General features: G+C 57.7%; 2 protein-coding genes and 1 pseudogene. All 3 read right to left on the bottom strand.

Annotated elements, in window-relative coordinates; all coding sequences use genetic code 11:
- Positions 1-104 (bottom strand): annotated as a pseudogene (gene folP, locus D6877_RS07500) (dihydropteroate synthase); the annotation flags it as partial.
- Positions 105-112: 8 nt separating this feature from the next.
- On the bottom strand, positions 113-2,020 hold the full coding sequence (gene ftsH / locus D6877_RS07495) for an ATP-dependent zinc metalloprotease FtsH (protein WP_016771759.1): 1,908 nt from the start codon (positions 2,018-2,020) through the stop codon (positions 113-115).
- Between the two features lie 202 nt (positions 2,021-2,222).
- A partial coding sequence (locus D6877_RS07490; RefSeq protein WP_277751477.1) for an SAM-dependent methyltransferase occupies positions 2,223-2,576 on the bottom strand: 354 nt, incomplete at its 5' end.

Here is a 2,576-nt window from a genome sequence, read left to right as displayed (position 1 = left end):
AAGGAATCAGGAGTGACATTGAGAATGCCCATGACATGCGTCTGGGCCAAATCAAGAACCCGGTTGCCGCAAGGCAACCGGGTCAGGGACTGTACAGAAGTCATTTCAAGCCTTAAACGTCAGCAGCCGGACCGCCAATCGGTTTTTCCGGACGCTCGTCCTGCACGACAGGAGGCGGAGGCGTACCGGTGCCACCCGACCAGTCGCGAGGTTCGCGAGGTGTGCGGCCAGCCATGATGTCGTCGATCTGCTCGGCATCGATGGTTTCGTACTTCATCAGCGCATCAGCCATGGCATCCAGCTTGTCACGGTTATCCGTGAGGATCTGCTTGGCGGTGCCGTAGCACTGATCGATGATGCTGCGTACTTCGGAGTCGATCAGCTTGGCGGTCTCACCAGAGAAGCTGGCAGCCTGGCCGCCACCGCCGCGACCGAGGAACACTTCGCCCTCTTCTTCGGCATACATCAGCGGACCGAGTTTTTCCGACAGGCCCCATTTCGTCACCATGTTCCGGGCAATCTGACTTGCACGCATGATGTCGTTGGACGCACCGGTGGTTACACCGTCAAAGCCCAGGGTCATTTCTTCTGCGATACGGCCACCGTACAACGAGCAGATCTGGCTGATCAGCGCACGCTTGGACAGGCTGTAACGATCTTCTTCCGGGAGGAACATGGTCACACCCAGCGCACGACCGCGCGGGATGATCGACACCTTATAGACCGGATCATGCTCAGGCACGACGCGACCAACGATGGCGTGGCCGGCTTCGTGGTAAGCAGTGTTCTGCTTTTCTTTCTCGGACATGACCATGGATTTGCGCTCGGCGCCCATCATGATCTTGTCTTTCGCCAGCTCGAACTCTTTCATCTCGACGATGCGTTTGCCGCTACGAGCAGCGAACAGCGAAGCCTCGTTGACCAGGTTGGCCAGGTCAGCACCGGAGAAGCCCGGAGTACCCCGTGCGATCACTGCCGGAGCAACGTCGTCGCCCATTGGTACTTTACGCATGTGCACTTTCAGAATCTGCTCGCGACCACGAATATCCGGCAAGCCGACGACCACCTGACGGTCGAAGCGGCCCGGACGCAGCAGCGCAGGGTCGAGTACGTCCGGACGGTTGGTCGCAGCAATCACGATGATGCCGTCATTCATTTCGAAGCCGTCCATCTCCACCAGCAACTGGTTGAGAGTCTGCTCACGCTCGTCGTGACCGCCACCCATGCCGGCGCCACGATGGCGACCCACGGCATCGATTTCGTCGATGAAGATGATGCAAGGGGCGTGCTTCTTGGCCTGCTCGAACATGTCGCGGACGCGGCTGGCGCCGACACCGACGAACATTTCGACAAAGTCGGAACCGGAAATGGTGAAGAACGGCACTTTCGCTTCGCCGGCAATCGCCTTGGCCAGCAAGGTTTTACCGGTACCCGGCGGACCGACCATCAGCACGCCGCGCGGGATACGACCGCCCAGACGCTGGAACTTGCCCGGATCACGCAGGAACTCAACCAGCTCGCCGACTTCTTCCTTGGCTTCGTCGCAACCGGCAACGTCAGCCAAAGTGGTTTTCACCTGATCTTCGGAGAGCAGGCGTGCCTTGCTCTTGCCGAAGCTCATCGGCCCGCCCTTGCCACCAGCGCCGCCCTGCATCTGGCGCATGAAGAACATGAACACCGCGATGATCACCAGGATCGGGAAGCTGGCCACCAGGAGCTGGGTCCAGATGCTTTGCTGTTCAGGCTGCTTGCCTTCAACCACAACGTGATTGTCGACCAGATCGCCGATCAGGCCATTGTCCTGAATTGCTGGACGAATGGTCTTGAAGCTGTCGCCATCGGTGCGCTTGCCGGTAATCACATAGCCGTCAACAGCTACGCGCTCGACCTTGCCATCCTTGACCTGCTGGATGAAGTCGGAATAGTTGAGGGTCTGCGGCTCGTTAGGGCTGGAGAAGTTGTTCATCACCGTCACCAGGACTGCCGCGATGATCAACCACAGGATCAGATTCTTTGCCATATCGTTCAATTAACTACCCTCTGAAGCAAGCTCCGCTACTGGCGCGCGCTTCGCATGATATTCACCGGCCTAACTTACTACATTACCTACAACTCTGGCAGGCGCCGTCTGTAACCCTTTGTGAAACACTTTCTACACAATATTCGCTTATGCCTGCAGAGCGAAATATGAAAAACCTATCGCCCTGCCGAAAAACCTTGTTTTACGCATCACCGCCGCGATAACCCCAGGCCAGCATGTACTGCTCACGGGAGCTGCCACGGGAAGAGTCTGGCTTGATCATCTGGATCTTGTCGAATTTCTTCCGAGCATCCTTCAGATAAACGTCGAACCCTTCGCCCTGGAAAATCTTGATGACGAAGTTGCCACCGGGCTTGAGGATCCGTTCCGCCAGGTCCAGCGCCAGCTCACAGAGGAACATGGCCTTGGGCATGTCCACTTCGGGCGTACCACTCATATTGGGGGCCATATCGGAAATCACAAGGTCCACCTGCGAATTACCCACGGCCTCCAGGATTTCAGCGAGCACCGAGTCCTCCGTGAAGTCGCCCTGGAT

This window comes from Pseudomonas sp. Sample_9, from assembly GCF_004307535.1.
GTDB classification, from domain to species: domain Bacteria; phylum Pseudomonadota; class Gammaproteobacteria; order Pseudomonadales; family Pseudomonadaceae; genus Aquipseudomonas; species Aquipseudomonas mercuritolerans.
This window is presented reverse-complemented; position numbering and strand designations above follow the sequence as displayed.

Excerpts from the sequence above, each read along its gene's own strand:
- ftsH (WP_016771759.1), bottom strand. The coding sequence starts at position 2,020 with ATGGCAAAGAATCTGATCCTGTGGTTGATCATCGCGGCAGTCCTGGTG.